General features: G+C 64.8%; 12 protein-coding genes and 1 pseudogene. 7 read left to right on the top strand and 6 right to left on the bottom strand.

Annotation, left to right across the window (positions count from 1 at the left end; all coding sequences use genetic code 11):
* The first annotated feature begins 24 nt into the window (after positions 1–24).
* The 4 genes and pseudogenes from E4Q23_RS07035 (at position 25) to recD (ending at position 10,571) form a co-directional block, all read left to right on the top strand.
* Positions 25–474 carry a hypothetical protein gene (locus tag E4Q23_RS07035; protein ID WP_169065977.1) on the top strand — a complete coding sequence of 150 codons (450 nt, stop codon included), beginning with the start codon at positions 25–27 and terminating at the stop codon, positions 472–474.
* 339 nt (positions 475–813) lie between these two features.
* A pseudogene (recC, locus tag E4Q23_RS07025) lies at positions 814–4,492 on the top strand (exodeoxyribonuclease V subunit gamma).
* Positions 4,489–8,412: an exodeoxyribonuclease V subunit beta gene (gene recB / locus E4Q23_RS07020; RefSeq protein ID WP_169065976.1), complete on the top strand. Its 3,924-nt coding sequence runs from the start codon at positions 4,489–4,491 to the stop codon at positions 8,410–8,412. The pseudogene recC and the gene recB overlap by 4 nt, the downstream one beginning before the upstream one ends.
* Positions 8,409–10,571 carry an exodeoxyribonuclease V subunit alpha gene (recD, locus tag E4Q23_RS07015; RefSeq protein ID WP_169065975.1) on the top strand — a complete coding sequence of 721 codons (2,163 nt, stop codon included), beginning with the start codon at positions 8,409–8,411 and terminating at the stop codon, positions 10,569–10,571. Before recB ends, recD begins: the two co-directional genes overlap by 4 nt.
* Before the next feature lie 35 nt (positions 10,572–10,606).
* On the opposite strand, the gene E4Q23_RS24525 is transcribed toward recD, so the two are convergent.
* The 5 genes from E4Q23_RS24525 to E4Q23_RS07000 all read right to left on the bottom strand — a co-directional run bounded on the left by E4Q23_RS24525 (position 10,607) and on the right by E4Q23_RS07000 (position 13,240).
* A complete protein-coding gene (locus E4Q23_RS24525; protein WP_272873647.1) occupies positions 10,607–11,188 on the bottom strand; it encodes an SGNH hydrolase domain-containing protein in 582 nt (193 codons plus the stop codon).
* Positions 11,082–11,498 (bottom strand): SGNH hydrolase domain-containing protein, encoded by a 417-nt coding sequence (locus tag E4Q23_RS24520; RefSeq protein ID WP_272873646.1) that lies wholly within the window; start codon positions 11,496–11,498, stop codon positions 11,082–11,084. Before E4Q23_RS24520 ends, E4Q23_RS24525 begins: the two co-directional genes overlap by 107 nt.
* Entirely contained in the window at positions 11,401–12,510 is a 1,110-nt protein-coding gene (locus E4Q23_RS24515; protein ID WP_272873645.1) for an acyltransferase family protein, read from the bottom strand. Before E4Q23_RS24515 ends, E4Q23_RS24520 begins: the two co-directional genes overlap by 98 nt.
* Positions 12,511–12,587: 77 nt before the next feature.
* Entirely contained in the window at positions 12,588–13,001 is a 414-nt protein-coding gene (locus tag E4Q23_RS07005) for a type II toxin-antitoxin system VapC family toxin (RefSeq protein WP_169065974.1), read from the bottom strand.
* Entirely contained in the window at positions 12,998–13,240 is a 243-nt protein-coding gene (locus tag E4Q23_RS07000; protein WP_169065973.1) for an antitoxin, read from the bottom strand. The genes E4Q23_RS07005 and E4Q23_RS07000 overlap by 4 nt, the downstream gene beginning before the upstream one ends.
* 93 nt (positions 13,241–13,333) lie before the next feature.
* Here E4Q23_RS07000 and E4Q23_RS24795 point away from each other — a divergent pair, with 93 nt between their 5' ends.
* From E4Q23_RS24795 to E4Q23_RS06985, 3 genes are all read left to right on the top strand, one after another.
* Entirely contained in the window at positions 13,334–16,111 is a 2,778-nt protein-coding gene (locus E4Q23_RS24795) for a DUF6600 domain-containing protein (RefSeq protein ID WP_423753318.1), read from the top strand.
* A gap of 320 nt (positions 16,112–16,431) precedes the next feature.
* Complete coding sequence (locus tag E4Q23_RS06990) at positions 16,432–17,358, top strand: ABC transporter ATP-binding protein (protein ID WP_169065971.1); 927 nt, start codon at positions 16,432–16,434, stop codon at positions 17,356–17,358.
* Entirely contained in the window at positions 17,355–18,116 is a 762-nt protein-coding gene (locus tag E4Q23_RS06985) for an ABC transporter permease (RefSeq protein WP_169065970.1), read from the top strand. Before E4Q23_RS06990 ends, E4Q23_RS06985 begins: the two co-directional genes overlap by 4 nt.
* 293 nt (positions 18,117–18,409) lie before the next feature.
* Here the strand turns inward: E4Q23_RS06985 and E4Q23_RS25125 are convergent, their stop codons facing one another.
* Positions 18,410–18,739 (bottom strand): PIN domain-containing protein, encoded by a 330-nt coding sequence (locus E4Q23_RS25125; RefSeq protein ID WP_423753316.1) that lies wholly within the window; start codon positions 18,737–18,739, stop codon positions 18,410–18,412.
* Positions 18,740–18,805: the final 66 nt, after the last annotated feature.

The raw sequence follows: 18,805 nt of genomic DNA, 5'->3' as shown, positions 1-18,805 counted from the left end.
GGAAGTCTGGCATGGTGAATCGCCGTGATCTCGCATCGATCCTTGGCCTGGGTCCGCCCCATCCTCTGCTGCTTGTTGCTGCTCGTCGTCTGTCTTGACGCCGTCGCGATGTGGGCGCGCATGTCGGAATCCGAGTTGCTCGAGCGCTCGGACCTGGTGGTCAGCGGCACCTTGATCGGCCACAGCCCGGTGCGCACTGCCGGCGAGGACATGGTTCTGGCGGTAATCAGGATCGACACCGTGTACAAGGGAGCGGCCGGGCAATTGGTCGCTTTCCTGGTGCTGCCGGCGGCCGACCGGCCGCTCTCGAGTAGTGACCTCCACTATCGGGTCGGACAATCCGGGCTATGGTTCCTGCGCCAGCGCAGCGCCGCCGAGCGCGGCCTTTTCCTCGCCGACCACCCGCAGCGATTCACGCCGTCGGCATCAGCCTCGGCGCAGATCGAGTCCCTGCAGAAGCGGCTGCCCAAGTAGCCTGCTCTTCGCGTTGCCGGTCGCCGTCGTGGTGACTGCTGCATCGGCATCCGAATCCCCGCCCCCTTGCAGCCGTTTGTGGATGGACAGATTGCCCAAGGCCCCTACAGCAGCGTGAGCGAATAGAGCTGGATGCGCGAACTGATCCGCGCCGACGCCAAACGCAAAGCCGAAGAACAACACGAAGCGAAGCAATCCAGGGCAAGGCAAGGCGCTCGAGGGCGGCCATCGGCATGGCCTCCACTCCCATTCCAGGGTATCTTTCGAGCCTCGCCTGAGCTTCCCTGATCCCCGTTCCCGGAGCCCGATTTGACCTCGCCCGCCCTGACCCCTGGCCTGATGCTCGTGCATGGCAATCAACCCGAGATGCTGCGCGATCTGGTGGTTGAATGGATGCGGCGCTATCCGCTGGCGCCGCTGGAGAACGAGATCATTCTCGTGCAGAGCAATGGCATCGCGCAGTGGCTGAAGCTGGCGCTGGCGGCCGACGCGACGGACGGCGATGCGGACGGCGATGCGGACGGCGATGCGGAGGGCGATGCGGAGGGCGATGCGGAGGGCGATGAGCCGGCCGAGCATGGCGGTTGCGGTATCGCCGCGGCGCTGGAGATTTCCCTGCCGGCGCGTTTCCTGTGGCAGGTCTATCGCGCCGTGCTCGGGCGGCAGGCGGTGCCGGAGAATTCGCCGTTCGACAAGGGGCGGCTGCTGTGGCGGCTGATGCGTCTTCTGCCGCAGGTGATGGACGCACTCGAATACGCGCCGCTGCGGGGTTTTCTGGCCGCGGACAGCGATCGCCGCAAGCGTTTTCAGCTCGCCGAACGCCTGGCCGATCTCTTCGATCAATATCAGGTTTACCGTGCCGACTGGCTGGCGGCCTGGGCGGCGGGCGACGATGTGCTGATCGACGCGCGTGGCCAGCAGACGCCGCTCGCCGACGAGCAGCGCTGGCAGGCAGCGCTGTGGCGGGCGCTGCTGGCCGACGTCGAGGCGCACCTAGACCGCGGCGCGGGCGGGCAGGGTGAGGGTCGGAACGAGCGCTCCAACGCCGGCCGGGCAGCCGTACATGAAGCTTTTCTCGCGCGCGCCGGAAACTGGCCGCCGGGCGAGGCGCCGGCGGGTCTGCCGCGCCGAGTAATGGTCTTCGGCATTTCCAGCCTGCCACGCCAATCGCTGGAAGTGCTGGCGGTGCTCGGGCGCTGGGCGCAGGTGCTGATGTGCGTGCACAACCCCTGCGAGCACTACTGGGCGGACATCGTTGCCGACCGGGATCTGCTGCGTCGCGTACAGGCACGCCAGCAGCGGCGGCAGGGCGCGCCGAGCGAAATTTCCGAGGAACTGCTGCACCTGCACGCGCAGCCGCTGCTTGCTGCCTGGGGCAAGCAGGGACGCGATTTCATCGGCCTGCTCGACGAGCATGACGACGAGCAGGCGCGCGCGCGTGCGCAATCGCAGTTCCTGGCCATCGAGCAGCGCATCGACCTCTTCAAGGCGTTCGGCGGCGAGACGCTGTTGCAGCAATTGCAGGACGACATCCTCGAGTTACGCCCGGTGCACGAAACGATCGACCTCTGGCCGGCCGTCGATCCGGCGTGCGATGCGTCGATCCGCTTCCATGTCGCGCACAGTGCGCAGCGCGAGGTCGAGATCCTCCACGATCAGTTGCTTGCCGCCTGCAACGCCGATGCCAGCCTGCGCCCGCGCGACATCATCGTCATGGTCCCGGACATCGATACCTATGCGCCGCACATCCAGGCGGTGTTCGGTCTGCTCGAGGCCAGCGATCCGCGCTACCTGCCGTTCAGCGTCGCCGACCAGGGGCAGCGCCATTTCGATCCGCTGGTGAATGCGCTGGAAAAGCTGCTTGACCTGCCGCAGTCGCGGCTGGCGGTCAGCGATCTGCTCGACCTCCTCGACGTACCGGCCTTGCGCCAGCGTTTCGCCATTGCTGAAGACGAGCTGCCGCAATTGCAGCGCTGGATTCATGGCGCCAATATTCGCTGGGGCCTGCACGCCGAGCAGCGCGCCAGCCTCGACCTGCCCAGGCAGGCGGATGCGGCCGCAGCGAATACCTGGCTGTTCGGCTTGCGGCGAATGCTGCTCGGCTACGCCGTTGGCGCTGACGCGGCGGCCTGGCGGGACATCGAGCCTTACGACGAGATCGGCGGTATCGATGCGGCCTTGCTCGGCCCGCTGGTGCAGTTGCTCGACGCGCTGGAAGCGAGCTGGCGGATGCTGCGCGAGCCGGCGACGGTGGTTGACTGGTGCCTGCGCCTGCGCCAACTGATGGCCGATTTCTTCGCCACCGACGAGGGTGCCGACGACGCCTACACGCTGCTGCAACTCGACATGGCCCTGGAGCGCTGGCAGGAGGCCTGCGACGAGGCGGCGCTGGTCGAAACGCTGCCCTTGTCGGTGGTCGGTGAATACTGGCTGAGCCGGCTCGACGAGGGGAGCTTGTCGCAGCGCTTCTTCGGCGGCGTCGTCACTTTCGCGACGCTGATGCCGATGCGCGCCATTCCTTTCCGCCGCGTCTGCCTGCTGGGCATGAACGACGGCGACTACCCGCGCAGCCGCATTCCGATGGATTTCGACCTGATGGTGCACGATTACCGTCCCGGCGACCGTTCGCGGCGCGAGGACGATCGCTATCTGTTCCTGGAAGCGCTGCTGTCGGCGCGCGAAAGCCTGCACATTTCCTGGGTCGGCCGCAGCATCAACGACAACAGCGAGCGACCGCCGTCGGTGCTGGTCGGGCAGTTGCGCGATCATCTTGCCGCTGGCTGGAGACTGGCCGAGGACGCCAACAAGGCGGCAGCGGCAGGTGCTCGCACCAGCCCCAGCACGACCCTGCTCGACGCGCTGACCGTCGAGCATCGGCTGCAGCCCTTCAGTGCGGACTATTTCCCGCCGCAGCCAGAGGCTTCAACGCTGTTCACCTATTCGCGGGAGTGGCGGCCGGATGCCGCTGCCGGCGAGCGCGCCAGCGAACGCTTGCCTGCGAGCGATGCTCTGCTGTCGCCGCTGCTGCGCGAGGAGCCGCTCAGCCTGCAGGATCTCGGCGACTTCCTGAAGCAGCCGGTGCGGGCTTTTTTTTCGCCAGCGCCTGAAGGTCTCTTTCGAGCGCGACGATCCGCTCAGCGAAGATCAGGAACCTTTCGATCTCGACGGCCTGGGCCGCTGGCAGTTGCAGGACGAGTTGATCCGTGCGCAGGCGGTGGCGCTGGAGCAGGGCGAGGACCTGGTCGTCGCCCGCGAGGCGCGACTGGCAAGCATCCAGCGCCGCGGCGATCTGCCCGCAGGAGGCTTCGGCGAGGCCCTGTCCGACGATCTGCTGGCGCCGATGGACGAGCTCTTCACGCGTTATCAGGCGGCGCTCGCGCGCTGGCCGCTGGTGCTTGAAGGCGAGGAGGAAATCCGCTTCCAGGCGCGCGTCGAAGGGCAGGATCTGGAACTCGCGGATTGGCTGGGCGGCATTCGTAGCGACGGCGCCGGGCAGCGTGGCCGGGTGGTGCTGGAGAGCGGCGATCTGGTCAAGGACGGTCACTACCGGAGCGAGCGGCTGATCCGCCACTGGGTGCGGCACCTGGCGCTGCAGCTTGCCGGCGGGCCGCTGACGACGCTGGTCCTGAGCAAGGTCGGCGATGTCGAGTTGGCTGCTCTCGAAGCTGCTCAGGCCGCGGCGCATCTGAGCGTCCTGCTGGCGGCGTGGCAGCGCGGCATGCGTGAGCCCTTGCCGCTGGCGGCGCGCAGTGCTTTCGATTTCCTGAAAGGCGGTAGCGATGCCGCCGGCAAGACCTACGCCGGCGCTTTCCGGCAAGCGGGCGAAGTCGAGTCCGACCCTTATCTGCGGCGTGCTTATCCAGACTTTGCGGCGCTGACGGCAAGCGGCGAGTTTTTTGCCCTCGCCGAGCTACTCTTGCGGCCGCTGCTCGAGGCGATTCCCGCCAGGGCCAAGGGCGAGGCTGGGAATAGTGAGCGGGCTGCAAAAGCCGACAAGACGGCGGGAGCAAGGGCATGAGTCAGACCGCACGAACGGGCGCCGCCACCGCCGCTGCCACCACTGCAGCCACTGCCACCACCTTCACCGCTCCTGGCAATGGCCAGGCCACGACCACCAACGCGGTCACAGCACTGGACACGCTGCGTTTTCCGCTGCGCGGCAGTCGCCTGATCGAGGCCAGTGCCGGCACCGGAAAGACCTTCACCATCGCCGCGCTCTATGTTCGCCTGGTGTTGGGCCATGGCGGCGAGAACGCCTTCGAACGGGCGCTGACGCCCGGCGAAATACTCGTCGTTACTTTCACCGAGGCGGCGACGCAGGAACTGCGCGACCGTATTCGCCATCGTCTGGCCGAAGCGGCCGCGTGTTTTCGTGTCGCGCCGGACAGCATCGGCAGCCCCTCCGCGGGCCAGGATCTGCTGCACGAGCTGCGTGCCGAGTATCCGCCGGAACAATGGCCAGCCTGCGCCCGCAAATTGCAACTGGCCGCCGAAGCGATGGATGAAGCGGCGGTGTCGACCATCCACAGCTGGTGTAATCGCATGCTGCGCGAACACGCTTTCGACAGCGACAGCCTGTTTACCCAGACCCTCGAGACCGACCAGCGCGAGTTGCTTGCCGAAGTCGTGCGTGACTATTGGCGCAGCTTCATGGTCGCGCTCGATGCCGAGGCGGTTGCCGAAGTTCGGCAATGGTGGTCTGGCCCGGAAGCGTTGCGGGCCAGTCTTCGCGGCCTAATCGACTACGCGGATTTGCTCGCCGAACCGCCGCTGACGCCCGCCGCTACCGTCGCGAAGGCTCTCGGCGAGAAGCGGCAGCGCCTGGCCGAGCTCAAGGCGCCCTGGGGGCAATGGGTCGAGGAGTTGCAGACGCTGCTCGACAAGGCCGTCGCCAGCAAGCAGGTGGATGGGCGCAAACTGCAGGCGCGCTACTACCAGCCGTGGCTGCAGACGCTGGGCGATTGGCGCGACGACCCGGCGATGGTACGGCCCGATCTGAAGAGCGGATGGAATCGCCTGACTCCGGCTGGCCTGGCCGAAGCCTGGAAGGCTGGCGCAGCGCCGCAACACCCGGCTCTCGAGGCCATCGCGGCGCTCGCTGCCGAGCTCTCGGCACTCCCCAGTGCGCGCGAAGAGCTGCTCTGCCATGCCGCGCGTTGGGTCGCCGAACGTTTTTCGGTCGAGCAGGCGCGGCGCGCGCAGATGGGCTTCAACGACCTCCTGACCCGCCTCGACGCCGCTTTGCACGGGGCCAATGCTGCGCGCCTCGCGGAGATCATTCGTCGCCAGTTCCCGGCCGCGCTGATCGACGAGTTCCAGGACACCGACCCGGTGCAGTACCGAATTTTCGACGCCGTCTATCGCGTCGCGCAGAACGCCCCGGACACCGTGCTGGTCCTGATCGGCGATCCCAAGCAGGCGATCTATGCCTTCCGCGGCGCCGACATCCACACCTATCTGGCCGCCCGACGCGCCTGTGCCGACCGGCTGCACACGCTGCAGAAGAACTACCGCTCGACCGAGGCCCTGCTGGCCGCGACCAATCACTGCTTTGCGGTCGCTGAAGCCGGCGCGGCAGGAAGCGGGGCTTTCCTCTTCCGCCGCGACGACGACAATCCGGTGCCCTTCGTCGCCGCCGCGGCAAAGGGCCGCCAGGATGAATGGCAGCTGGCCGGCCAGCCGCTGCCGGCGCTGATCGCCTGGTGCTTGCCGGCGAAGGCGGACGGCAAGCCCTTGAGCAAGACCGACTATCTCGAGCAAATGGCGGCCGCCTGCGCCAGCGAGATGGTGACCCTGCTCAATCTCGGCCAGGCCGGGCGGGCCGGTTTTGTCAGCGAGCTGGGGGCGCAATGGCTGCGCCCGGCGGACATGGCGGTGTTGGTCAACAACCGCAGCGAAGCCGATGCCATGCGTGGCGCGCTGGCGCAGCGTGGCGTGCGCAGCGTCTATCTGTCGGACAAGGATTCGGTTTTCGAAAGCGCCGAAGCGGTCGAGTTGCTGCACTGGCTCGCCGCCTGCGCCGAGCCCGACGATGTGCGTCTCTTACGTGCCGCGCTGGCCACGGCGACGCTCGACCTGAGCTGGCCGGAACTCGATTGCCTGAACCATGACGAGCTCGCCTGGGAGGCGCGCGTCCTGCAGTTTCGCGCCTACCGCGACTGCTGGCGTCGCCAGGGCGTGCTGCCGATGCTGCGCCGGCTGCTCAACGATTTCCATCTGCCGGCGCGGCTGCTGGGCCAGGGCAGGGCGAGCGAGGCCAATAAGGCCATCAACGCCAACAACGGCGAGCGCATCCTGACCAATGTGCTGCATCTCGCCGAATTGCTGCAACAGGCGAGCACGTTGCTCGACGGCGAGCACGCGCTGATCCGCTATCTGGCCGAGCAACAGCAGGACGCCGCGAGCACTGGCGGCGATGCCCGGCAGCTGCGCCTGGAAAGTGATGCCGACCTGGTGCAGGTGGTGACTGTGCACAAGTCCAAGGGACTGGAGTATCCGCTCGTTTTCCTGCCCTTTGCCAGCAACTATCGGCTCACCAAAGGCAGCGATCTGCCGCTGAAATGGCACGACGAAGACGGCGGCCTGCGTCTCTCGCTGGCCGCTGCTGCGGGCGTCGTCGAGCGCGCGGACGGCGAGCGCCTGGGCGAAGATCTGCGCAAGCTCTATGTGGCGCTGACGCGCGCCCGTTACGCGACCTGGGTCGGAGTCGCGCCTTTGCAGGATCTGGAGCGCAGCGCCCTGGCCTATCTGCTCGGCGGCGGGCAGGCGATCGCCGCTGGCGCCTTGCCGCAGGCGCTGCAGGACTGGGGCGATGGCTGTCCGGATATCCTCGTCGAACCGGCGCCGGAGCCCGGCAATGAACGCTTCGAGCTGAACGGAGTGACCCCGTTTGTGGGTGCGGCAAGACAGTCGCAGCGCGTCGCTGGTGAGCACTGGTGGATCGCCAGTTATTCGGCGCTGAAAACCGAGGGCGAGAGCGGCGCTGCGCCAGCTGCGGCCGCGCCCGCGGCCGAGACAGCCAGCGAAGCGGTTTTTCAGGAGGCCATGGTGGCACAGCTGCCTCTGCTGGCTTTGGCGACGCAGGCGGGCATGCCGGAATCCGGGCTGTTGCCGCTGCCTGGTGCCGGGACGGCGCTTCCTGCGCTGGCGGTAGCCAGCGGCCTCGGTTCGCTGCACGGCTTCCCGCGCGGCGCCGAGGCGGGCACTTTTCTGCACGATCTGCTTGAAGCCGTGGCCAGGCAGGGCTTCGCTACTGGCGCCGGCGATCAGGCGCTGCAGCGCGACATGATCGCGCGCCGCTGCCAGGCCCGCGGCTGGGTGCACTGGATCGAGCCGCTGACGGCCTGGTTACAGTACTTCCTGAACACGCCGATGAAGTTGAGCGCCATGCCTGGCGCGCCGGAAACGTCGATCCGCCTGTCCGAACTGAAGGCGGCCATGGCCGAGATGGAGTTCTGGCTGGCGGTGCACAGCGTTCCCACCACCCGCATCGACGCCCTGGTCTGCGCGCACACGCTCGCTGGCGCGGCACGCCCGGCATTGCTGCCGGCGCAGTTGAACGGCATGCTCAAGGGCTTCATGGACCTCGTTTTCGAACATCAGGGCCGCTATTTCGTTGCCGACTACAAGTCGAACTGGCTGGGGCCCGACGATGCCGCCTACACGCCGGTGGCGATGCGCGCCGCGATTCTGCACGCGCGCTACGAGTTGCAGTACGTCCTCTACCTGCTCGCCCTGCATCGCCTGCTCAAGTCGCGCCTGCCCGATTACGACTACGACCGCCACGTCGGCGGGGCGGTCTACATCTTCCTGCGCGGGGTGTACGCGCCCAGTCAGGGGCTGCACGTCGAGCGACCGCCGCGGGCATTGATCGAAGCGCTCGATGCCTTGTTTGCGCGTCGCGGCGCGAGGACAAGAATGGCCGGAGAGCGGCCATGAATGCACGCAGCTTCGACGCCCGCGAGCCAATGCAGGCGCTGTTGGCGAGCTGGGCAGCGCGGCAATGGCTGCGCCCGCTCGATACCGCCTTTGCCGATTTCCTGTGGCGTGAAGTTCCCGACGCGCCGCCGTTCCTGATCCTCGCCGCTGCCCTGGCCAGCCACCAGCTTGGGCGTGGCCATGCCTGCCTCGATCTCGAAGCGACGCTGCAAGCGCCGGCATTCGCCTTGTCGCTGCCACCCGAAGGGGAAAGCTCAGGAAGCAGCCCGGCCGACACACTCGAGCCGCCACCGCTGCCTGGCGAAGTCTTCGCCGGATTGAGCCTCAGCCAGTGGCAGCAAGCGCTTGCACAGCCGCTGCTGGTCGGTGCCGGCGCCGGCAATACGCCGCTGCTGCGTGTCGGCGGGCGCCTCTATCTGCGCCGCTACTGGCAATACGAGCAGGACGTGCGCGGCGCGCTCGAGCGTCGCCTGGCGATGGCAAGCAGTCTGCAGGCAGCGCTGCCGATTGCCGCGCTGCGCCAGACGCTCGACCTGCTCTTCGCGCCGGCTGCGGGTGTGGCTGCAGCTGCGACTGTCGCTGCGGGTGGCGCTACTGACTGGCAGAAGATCGCCTGCGCGCTCGCCGCGCGCAGTGGCTTCAGCATCATCACCGGCGGCCCGGGTACCGGAAAGACCACGACTGTGGTCAGCTTGCTGGCGCTGCTGCAGGCGGTGGCGCTGAAACCGGCACCGGGCACGCCATCACCCGAGAAGCCGCCGCGACCCTTGCGCATCCGCCTGGCGGCGCCGACCGGCAAGGCTGCCGCCCGCCTCAACGAGTCGATCGCCAACGCCGTTGCCCGCCTGCCGCTGGCCGCTCTGGCGCACGGAGAAGCGGTGCGCGCGGCGATCCCGGTGAGCGTGAGCACCCTGCATCGCCTGCTCGGCAGCCGGCCCGATAGCCGCCGCTTTCGCCACCATGCCGGCAATCCGCTGGCGCTCGACGTGCTGGTGATCGACGAAGCGTCGATGGTCGATCTGGAAATGATGGCCGCCGTACTCGCCGCCCTGCCACCTTCGGCGCGCTTGATCCTGCTCGGCGACAAGGACCAACTGGCCTCGGTCGAGGCCGGGGCGGTGCTCGGCGAGCTGTGCCAGCGTGCGTGCGACGGCCACTACACGCCGGCCACTTGCGATTGGCTGGAGCAGGCATCCGGCGAACAGGTCGGCCCGGATCTGGTCGATGCCGCGGGCAGTGCCCTTGATCAGGCGGTGGTGATGCTGCGCCACAGCCACCGCTTTTCTGCGCGCAGCGGAATCGGACAACTGGCCGAGGCAGTCAATGCCGGCAATACCGCCAGGGTCGGCCGGCTCTGGCAGCAGGCCCATGCCGATCTCGCCCTGTTGTCGCTTGGCGGCGACGATGACGACGAGGCTGGCTTCGGCGCCTTGATCGTCGATGGCGGCCTGGCGAGTGCAGCAACAACAAACGCCGTCGACGCTGGCTGCGCCCCCTCCGTCGTGGCCTCGCCGCCGCAGCGCAATGGCTATCGCCACTACCTCGAGACCCTGCGCGGGCAGCAGCCCGCGTCGTCCGCCAGCCAGGAAGCCTTCGACGACTGGGCGCGCGCAGTGTTGCGCGCACACGGCCGCTTCCAGGTGCTGTGCGCGCTGCGGCGCGGACCATGGGGCGTCGCCGGGCTCAACCAGCGCATCGCGCGCGTATTGCGTGCGGCCGGCCTGATTCCGGCCAGCGACGGCTGGTACCCTGGTCGCCCGGTGCTGATCACGCGTAACGACTACGGCCTGGGACTGATGAACGGCGACATCGGCATCACCCTGGCGCTGCCCGGCGCGAGCGATGATGACTGGATTCTGCGCGTCGCCTTTCCTGCCGGAGATGTCAGCCAGAGCATCAAATGGGTCCTGCCGAGCCGACTGCAGGCCGTGGAAACAGCGTACGCGCTCACCGTTCACAAGGCGCAGGGCTCGGAATTCACCCACGCCGCGCTGCTCCTGCCCGCAACGCTGAGTCCGATCCTGACCCGCGAGCTGCTGTACACCGGCATCACTCGCGCGCGCGCTTTCCTTACCGTGGCCATGCCGGGAACGGTGAGGCTGCTGGAAGAAGCGGCGCAAAGACAGGTGCTGCGTGCGAGCGGCTTGTTGGCGGAGTGACGGTGGGCCTTGTTGAGCAGTGCCAGACTTCCGATTTACAAGGGGCGAAGGATGCCTTTAAACAAACCTTTTAGCTGCACGTTACCATGGTCAACCAAATGGTTGTCATCGTAATACAGCGATTCGCCGTCTTTTGAGCCCATGCATTGACCGTTTGGACAGAGGTAGGGTATCGGATCAATAATCTGTGCCTTACACTTTTCGGCCGCGGCATCAATGGCAAGATTGGCGACCTTGGTGCGTTTTTCATGGTGTTCGAGAGGGCTGGATATATCTGAAGTGCCTTGAAACAGTCTAGCTTTCAGGCTTAGGCCCTTGTATATGCTAAAAGGCATTTCCGGAATGGGTCTGACGATGTAGACCGGATGGTTTTCAGATATTTCACAAACTGTGTTGACGTACTCTCTTGAGAACTCGCTTTCCAATGACTGTCCATCTTCATTGGTTTTTCCATTGAAGTAGACACGAAAGCGATTCTCCCTGCTGGGGTCCAAATAGATTCCTGAACGACTAAATAGAATGACTGGTACTCCAGGGTATTGATTTTTCAATATATCCAGTTTTTTCCTTGATGAAGCCGTGGCATTTCTTTTCCTGCTTTTTATCGTCCATTGCAAAGTTTCTCAGGCTTGGGCAGCCGGCAAGAGCCCAGCCTAATGCGGCATTCCGGTTTTCCAGCTGGACGGCAGCTGCCGTAGACTGTGCGTGACTATCGCCGAACAGAATGACAGAGATCTCGCCATAATCGAGCTTGCAATCGGCTGCGCCAAAATCGTTCGGATAACAGTCTTGCGTATAGAGTGTGCTGGTGTATTCGGGCTGACCCTCCTCAAGGGAAGCAAACCGGATGCCGGGGTGATCCTTGGCTACTGCTGCAGTAATGGCAGCTGCTGATACGGTAGCGGCAGTCAGAGCAGCGTACCGCAAGACAACTTTTGTGGTCTCGCGAGGTTTCTTCCTGCGCTTCTCCACGAGGTGGAAAGAAAGTGCTCCCAAGGCGAAAGCGAGAAGAATTGAGGGGGCTACGTATGCCCAATTTTCGAGGAGCCCACAGAAGTAAAGGAGGACAACGATCGGCCAGTGCCAGAGGTATGTAGAATATGAAGTTTTGCCAACGAACTGAAGGAAGCTGTTGCGGCTGAAAACGGAGTTGGTGTTTCCGTAGATAAAAAGGAGAGTACCAAGAACGGGCAGGGTTGCCAGATAACCCGGCCAATGGTTTTTCTCGGAAAAAAAAAGACAAGCTGGCCATGATCACTGCCATACCCAAAAACTCGAGTGCATATCCTGCGCGTTTTGTTGTTCTCAGGGGGAAGAGGTATGCCAGGCCGCCGGCAATCAACTCCCATGCGCGTGTGGGAAGCATATAGAAGCAAAACACCGAATGTGTCTTTGTGAAATATATCGAGGCCGCCAGCGAGGCTATCGCCAGCAGCACCAGCGTGCCTCTGACCCTTTGTTCTCCGAATGCTCTGAATATAGCCATCAGCAGGACGGGGTAAAGGATGTAGAATTGCCATTCCAGCGAAAGGGACCATGTGTGCAGCAGCCAATTCTCATGCACGGGGGAGTCGAAGTAGCTCCCTTCGCCAGCGAACAAGAAGTTGGAACTGAACAACATGCTGCTTTTTACAGTTCTCAGCAGGCTTCGGTAATCTTGAATGGGCAAGTAGATGAATCCGAAGATCATCAGTGCCATGCACAAAACGAACAGCGCCGGGATGATTCTGTTTGCTCTGGACGCATAAAAACCGAGCAGTGAAAAGCGGTTTTCCTGTAAGCCGCTGAAGATGATGCCAGTCATCAGAAACCCGGAGATAACGAAGAATATATCTACTCCCGTAAATCCGCCCTGGAAACCATCAATCTTGAAGTGGAACAAGACTACCGCCAGCACCGCAACCGCCCGCAGAGCATTGATATTATTTCGGAATTGCATTTTTTGGCTGTTCTCTAATCAGATCGGGGAGTGAAACCGGGGACGACTGAAACCGGGGACGGATCACGGTTTCCTGCTCACAACTCACGGACCCAGTTCTCGACCTGAAGCCCCTGCACGCGCTCGAACTCGCGACTGTTGGTGCTGACCAGGATCAGGGCGTCGGCCGCGGCATGGGCAGCGATCCACAGGTCGTTGTTGCCGAGGGACGTCCCTGCCGCGGTCAGGGCGGCACGTATGCGTCCATATTGACGGCCCGCCGATTCGGGCAGGTCCAGGACCGGTATCAGCTCGACCAGCCGCGCCAAATTTCCAATGGCCTGCGCACGTGCCTGACTGCGCTCGGCCCCGAACACCAACTCGCCCAGGGTCACGACCGACATGGCCACCGAGCCGGGTGTCAGGTTCCGCAAGCGTTGGGCGACTTCCGGGGGCCGGGCTTTAGCCGTGTAAATACAGATGTCCGTATGCAGCAGATAACGGGCGGTCATGCCAGGGGCTCCCGATCCTGCGGCGGCGCGTCGTCGCGGCCCTCGGCGAAGAAGTCGTCCGGCATGCTGGCCAGCAGATCGAAAGCCTCGGACAGGTTCTGACGTGGCTTGCGCAGGATGACCTCGTCGCCGCGGCGGAGGATCTCCACCTCGTCCACATCGAACTGGAAAGACTTCGGAAGCCGTACGGCCTGGGAGTTGCCATTCTTGAAGATCTTGGCGGTTGCGGAGCTAGCCATGGCTCACTTCTCTTATTTGTACATCCGCCTAGTCTATATTTCTGTGGCGATGCGTGCAACGCTCGCTCGTGGCTCGGTAAGGGGCGGCCGGCGATGCGGTGGAAACTACGCCGCTCAACTGCAAGTCGGCCGGCGCCGAAGCGACGGCGGAACGGTCGGCGCGCGTGCCGACGAGAATGTCACCACGCGAGCAAGCGCCAACAATCGTGTAACAAACTGTTCCACGTGTCCAACCAAGCACCTGCTCGCGCGTTAAGCTCCCATCCGTGCCCATTCGCCGTTCTCCACGCAGCGCTTTTCGAGACCGCAGCCATGTTTTTGTCGCTTGCCCCGTCGTGCCACCGTCTACTTCCGGCCCTGCGCCGTGCGCTCGTCTTGCCTCTCCTGCTGCTACTCGCGCTGCTGTTGGCGGCGCCGGCTGCGGCCGACCCGACAGGCCGTGTTGGGCGTATCGCCTGGTTGTCGGGCTCTGTTCACCTGCATCGTGCGGACAGTGGCGAATCGACCAATGCCTTGCTCAACTGGCCGATTACCAGTGGCGATATTCTGTCGACCGCGGCCGGTGCACGCAGCGAAGTCCAGCTCGGGTCGGCCTCGGTGCAGTTTGATGCGAGCAGCATCCTGGAGTTTGTCACGGTCGATGATCAGCGCGTTCGCCTGCACTTGCTCACCGGTAGCGTGATCATTCGCCTCCGCTCACCGGAAGCGGCCGCTGAATTCGAGCTCAGCAGTCGCGATGGCCGCTTCAGCTTTTCGGAGGCGGGTAGCTATCGTTTCGATGCCGAGCCTGCCGCCATCGTGGCCACCGTTCATGGCGGCCGCCTGCGCTTCGCAGGCGGCGACGGCGCGCTCGACCTGCGCGCCGGCCAGCGTACCCAACTCTGGAACGACGGCGGCATCCGCTACCAGGTGTCAGCGCCTGTGGAGGACGCGTTTGTCCTGTGGAGTGCCGGGCGCGAGCAGGGGCCTGCCAGTGCCGCGTACGGTCGCTACGTGTCTCCTGAAATGACCGGCGCTGCCGACCTTGACGCCCACGGGCGCTGGCACGACAGCCCCGAGTATGGTGCGGTCTGGTTCCCGCAAGGGGTTGCCGCCGATTGGGCGCCTTATCGGCACGGTCGCTGGATGTGGGTCGCCCCCTGGGGCTGGACCTGGGTCGGTGACGAGCCCTGGGGTTTTGCGCCCTTCCACTACGGCCGCTGGGTGATCCACAGAGGGGCCTGGGGGTGGGTGCCCGGCAAGCGTGTGGCGCGACCGGTGTACGCACCGGCGCTGGTCGCCTGGGTCGGCTCGCCGGGCGCCAGTGTCTCGGTACAGGTCGGCGCGCGCCCCGCAGTCGGTTGGTTTCCCCTCGCCCCACGCGAAGTCTATGTGCCGCCCTACCGGTCCAGCGCAAGACATGTCCGTGCGGTCAACGTCACCCATGTCACCCAGATCAACAACATCACGACGATCACCAACAATCCGCAGGCGGCGGTCGAGCGCATGCCCTACGCGCATCGGCAAATGCCGCGCGCGGTGACCATGGTGCCGGCCGATGTCGTCACCCAGCAGCGGCCGATCGATCGCGCCGCGATGCTGCCGCGCGACGGCAAGTCACTTGGCGCTCGGTCGGTGCAGGTGCAGGCGCCGGTTGCAGTACCGCCGGTAGACGCCGGGCGGGGCGGCGAAGGGCGTCGACCGATGGCGCAGGATGGCCGTGAGCGCGGGGCGCTTGCGGAAAGGAGGGAGCCGTCAACGGGCGGCCTTCCCAGACAGCCACAGGCACAGCCGCAGCCGCAGCCNCAGCCACAGCCACAGCCACAGCCACAGCCACAGCCACAGCCACAGCAGCGTCCGGCGGCCAGGCCGAACGACGTGGCGATCGGTCAGCCGCAGCCCGCGCCGGCAACGGCACCTGCAGCCGCAGCAGCGTCTGCAGGTGATCCACCACGGCAGCAGGGAGCGCTGCCGGCTGCCGGATCGCCTTCGTCACTGCCTGCTGCCGGGCAGCGGCCCGATGCAGAGCAGGGTGCACGGCCTGTGCGGGAGACTGGTCGCGTTCCGCGCAGTGAGCCCTTGGATGGGCGTGGCGAGCCGCCGCGGCTGACCCCATTGCCCGGCGTTGCCTCGCCAATCGATCGCGGGGCACCGGCAGTGCCGGTGGCGCCACCAGCCGTGTCGATGCCGCCCGCAACTCAGGGTGCGACCACCAGCACGGCTGCCCCTGCAGAACGCCCTGATCGCTTGCCAGCGGCGACTGCTGGTCGCGGAGCGCAGAGCGCTGAGCGACCGGTCACGGCCGTGGAGCACTCGGTAAGCGGTGCCCCTTCGGGAAGACCTGAAGAACACGCCAAGCCGCCTGCTCAGCCCGTAGTGGCGCCGCCACCCGCGGCGACGCTTCCGAGATTTCCCGAGCGGCCCGCTGTATCCGCGCCTGTCCCGGCGCAAGTGCAACCGCAAGCGCAACCGCAAGCGCAACCGCAAGCGCAACCGCAAGCGCAACCGCAAGCACCACGGCCACCGCAAGCGCAACCGCAAGCGCAACCGCAAGCACCACGGCCACCGCAAGCACCACCAGCGCCAGCGCCACAGCAAGCGCCAGCGCCCGGCGTGGAAAGGTCGGGTAGCCGTGTCGAGCCGCGTCGAGCCGATGATGTTGCGCGTCGCGAAGAGGCCTTCGCTCGCCAACAGAAGCCAGAAGCGTCAGTCGATGCGCGGCCCGCGGCGATGCCGCAGCGCTCAGTGGCACCCGCCGGCGATGCCAAGTCGCCGCCGCCCGAGGGACGGCAGTCGCGGCCTGAACGCCCGCGCGAGGCGGGGGAGCAGCGCGAGGGGCGCGGCGGTGGCGGTGGACGGGTCGAGCAGTTGCCGCGTGGGGCCGACGGATGAGGGCCAGCGCAGAAAGCGGGGAAGCCGTGACCGTCCCGAACGGCACAGCCAAGAGCGCTCCGCCCAGCGGTGCAAGCTTTCAAGGGTCGGCTGCACCGGGAAGCAGCCAGCCACGCCGATACAACAATCCGCGTTGAAGGAGGGGTGCACGCGGCGACATGAGGAAGTCCAGCGTTCCTTTCCTTGCCCTCTGCGACCGATGCGCCACGGCGCATCGACCACGATGTGGCTGCCGCGCCGGCTGCTGAAACTGCGCCGGGCCTGACGAAGGCGCTGCTGCGTTTTTGGATGAATCGCCACGATCTGTTATCGTCACAGCGATGCAGACAATCATCTCCGTATCCGAACTTTCCAAGACCTACGATTCACGCTTCCAGGCGCTCAAGCGCATCAATCTGGATATTCGCCGTGGCGAGATCTTCGCCTTGCTGGGTCCCAACGGCGCCGGGAAAACGACGCTGATCAGCATCATCTGCGGGATCGTCAATGCCAGCGAGGGCAGCGTTCGCATCGCTGGCCACGACATCGTCGCCGACTACCGTGCCGCCCGCGCCATGATCGGCCTGGTGCCGCAGGAGCTGACCACCGATGCCTTCGAGTCGGTGTGGGCGACGGTGTCGTTCAGCCGCGGCCTGTTCGGCAAGGCGGCAAATCCCGGCTACATCGAAAAAGTGCTGCGTGATCTCTCGCTGTGGGAAAAGAAAGACAACAAGATCATCACCCTTTCGGGCGGCATGAAGCGTCGCCTGCTGATCGCCAAGGCGCTGTCGCACGAGCCGCAGATTCTCTTTCTGGATGAACCGACGGCGGGCGTGGACGTCAACCTGCGCCGTGACATGTGGCAACTGGTGCGCTCGCTGCAGGCCACCGGAGTGACCATCATCCTGACCACCCATTACATCGACGAGGCCGAAGAAATGGCCGACCGCATCGGGGTGATCAGCAAGGGCGAGATCATTCTCGTCGACGACAAGGTCGAGCTGATGCGCAAGCTGGGCAAGAAGCAGATGATGCTGCAACTGCAGACCCCCCTGGAGCACATACCGCCGGCGCTGGCCGGCTACCAGCTGGAGCTGGCGAGTGATGGCAACGAGCTGATCTACACCTTCGACGCGCACGGTGAGCGCACCGGCATCGTCGCCCTGCTCAAGGATCTCAACGACGCGGCCATCGCCTTCAAGGACCTGCACACCACGCAAAGCTCGCTGGAAGATATTTTCGTCAGCCTGGTGAAGGAAGAGCAATGAACTGGCACGCCATGCGCGCGATTTACCTTTTCGAGATGGCGCGTACGCGCCGCACGCTGCTGCAGAGCGTCATCTCGCCGGTGATTTCGACCTCCCTGTACTTTGTCGTCTTCGGCGCGGCGATCGGCTCGCGCATCGACGAGATCGAAGGCATCAGCTATGGCGCTTTCATCGTCCCCGGGTTGATCATGTTGTCGCTGCTGACGCAGAGCGTGGCCAACGCGTCTTTCGGCATCTATTTCCCGAAATTCACGGGCACGATCTACGAACTGCTGTCGGCGCCGGTCTCGTATATTGAAATCGCGGCGGCCTATGTCGGCGCCGCAGCGAGCAAGTCGATCATCCTCGGCCTGATCATTCTGGCGACGGCCGGGCTGTTCGTTCCGCTCCAGGTCGCGCATCCCGTCTGGATGCTGCTCTTCCTGGTGCTGACGGCGGTGACCTTCAGCTTGTTCGGTTTCATTATTGGCATCTGGGCCGACAATTTCGAGAAACTGCAGCTGGTGCCGCTGCTCATCATCACCCCGCTGACTTTCCTCGGCGGCAGCTTCTACTCGATCAACATGCTGCCGCCGATCTGGCAGACGATCACCCTGTTCAACCCGGTGGTCTATCTGGTGAGCGGTTTTCGCTGGAGTTTCTACGACGTCGCCGACGTCGGTGTCGGCGTCAGCCTGTTCATGACCCTATTGTTTCTGGCGGTGTTTCTGGTTGTCGTGGCGTGGATCTTCAAGACGGGGTATCGGCTGAAGACCTAGGCCGCTGGCGGTTGCTTGCGGGCGACTGATTGTTCTGTTACGCAAGCAGGTGTTCGGCGTGCTTGGCCGGTGGCAGAAATCGCCTTGATGTGAAAGTTGCGCAAGCGACTCACGAAACTCCCTTCTCCCTCGCGGGAGAAGGGTCAGGGGAAGAGGGGAAAACGGTCATGGCTTTCATCATCAGGGGTGTCTCGACATGTCATGACCGTTAGCTCTTCAGAAAAACAAGAGCCTCGCGTGCGGTCAGGATGTGCGTCCGCTGATGGCGTGAGAGGGCGAGTAGGTCTCGCTTGTCACCGGTAACCAGAACGTCGACTTGTCCTGCCTGGGCCATCGCCAANAGAAAATTGTCGTAGGGGTCTGGTGAAATGTCTATGGTCGGCAGGTTCTCGACGGTCACTGCCAAGCGGCGGAGATCGTTGACCAATCGGCCTGCCTCTGCAGGGTGAATTCGGAAGCGGATTCCGTCGCGACGCGTGACGTCGGCGGATTTCTTCGATTTGCAGCTCTGAGGTAATAAGGGTGAACTGGCCGTCCCGCCATGCCTTATACAGCTGATCGGGTGGCGTACCGCGCGTGATCAGTGCTGCGATAAGTATGTTGGTGTCGAGAATCAAGCGCATTCCAACTACGAATCCTTCACTGGGGTCCTCTTTGCTTCGCGTACTGGGGCGCAGGCCTCGTCAATC

The organism is Candidatus Accumulibacter phosphatis, assembly GCF_012939955.1.
GTDB classification, from domain to species: domain Bacteria; phylum Pseudomonadota; class Gammaproteobacteria; order Burkholderiales; family Rhodocyclaceae; genus Accumulibacter; species Accumulibacter delftensis.
Note: the sequence above shows the minus strand (reverse complement) of the source record. Positions and strands in the feature narration are given on the sequence as shown.

What these genes read in the sequence shown, in the direction of transcription:
- E4Q23_RS06990 (WP_169065971.1), top strand. Translation starts at nt 16,432, where the DNA reads ATGCAGACAATCATCTCCGTATCCGAACTTTCCAAGACCTACGATTCA.
- recB (WP_169065976.1), top strand. Translation starts at nt 4,489, where the DNA reads ATGAGTCAGACCGCACGAACGGGCGCCGCCACCGCCGCTGCCACCACT.
- E4Q23_RS07005 (WP_169065974.1), bottom strand. Translation starts at nt 13,001, where the DNA reads ATGACCGCCCGTTATCTGCTGCATACGGACATCTGTATTTACACGGCT.
- recD (WP_169065975.1), top strand. Translation starts at nt 8,409, where the DNA reads ATGAATGCACGCAGCTTCGACGCCCGCGAGCCAATGCAGGCGCTGTTG.
- E4Q23_RS07000 (WP_169065973.1), bottom strand. Translation starts at nt 13,240, where the DNA reads ATGGCTAGCTCCGCAACCGCCAAGATCTTCAAGAATGGCAACTCCCAG.
- E4Q23_RS06985 (WP_169065970.1), top strand. Translation starts at nt 17,355, where the DNA reads ATGAACTGGCACGCCATGCGCGCGATTTACCTTTTCGAGATGGCGCGT.
- E4Q23_RS24515 (WP_272873645.1), bottom strand. Translation starts at nt 12,510, where the DNA reads ATGCAATTCCGAAATAATATCAATGCTCTGCGGGCGGTTGCGGTGCTG.